Source organism: Acinetobacter sp. LipI_23, assembly GCF_058243045.1.
Window position 1 is genome coordinate 1 of sequence record NZ_JBZAYJ010000013.1, and the last position, 902, is coordinate 902.

At 37.7% G+C, this 902-nt stretch carries 1 protein-coding gene; it reads left to right on the top strand.

The genetic code is table 11. The features are described 5' to 3' along the window. On the top strand, positions 1 to 861 hold an 861-nt coding region (locus tag AC4CVD_RS18610; protein ID WP_490753682.1), incomplete at its 5' end, for an IS3-like element ISAba21 family transposase. Between the last annotated feature and the right edge of the window lie 41 nt (positions 862 to 902).

Below are 902 nucleotides of genomic sequence, written 5' to 3' on the forward strand. Positions count from 1 at the left end.
GCCTATATGAAACAGCAAAGACATTTATTCCCGATTAGCTTTATGGCTAGATTACTTCACGTTTCAGTGTCACGATTTTATGATTGGCTAAAACGAGGCATGAATAAAAGATTGGTTCAGCGAAATCAACAGACAATTTTGGTCAAAATAGCTCATGAGGAAACTAAACAAAGCTATGGCTATATTCGATTAACTAAGCATTTACAAGCGCAAGGTATCAAAATCAGTACGTATGCTGTACGTCAAATAAAAAAGCTCAACCAGCTGTATTGTAAGCGTCATAAGCGTTTCAAAAGAACTACGAAGAGTGATCATAATCGAGCGATCTACGCAAATTTACTAGAGCAACAGTTTTCAATGACTAAGCCCAATCTTGCATGGTCAAGCGATATTACATACATTTGGACTGCTGAAGGTTGGTTATACTTGGCAGCAGTAAAAGACCTGTACACGAAACAAGTGGTTGGCTATAGCTTAAATGAGCGTATGACCGCACAACTTGTTTGCAATGCACTGACTATGGCGATTCGTAATCAAAAACCAACGAAAGGCTTAATTATTCATTCGGACAGAGGCAGCCAATATTGCAGCCATGAATATCGAAAGATACTGGAAAAATGTGATTTTCAAGGTTCAATGAGCAAACGTGGGGACTGTTACGATAATGCACCGATTGAAAGTTTCTGGGGCATACTCAAGAATGAATTAGTGCATCATTGCAACTATAAAACCAGAGATGAAGCTAAAGCAGATATTACAAAATACATTGTGTTATTTTATAATCAGCGAAGAATTCAAAAGAGTTTGGATTTTAAAACGCCAAATCAAATAGCAGAGAACTTTTATCGGTTAGCTGCCTAGCATATCCCAAGTGAAAGTCTCCTGCTAATTCAGCACATATC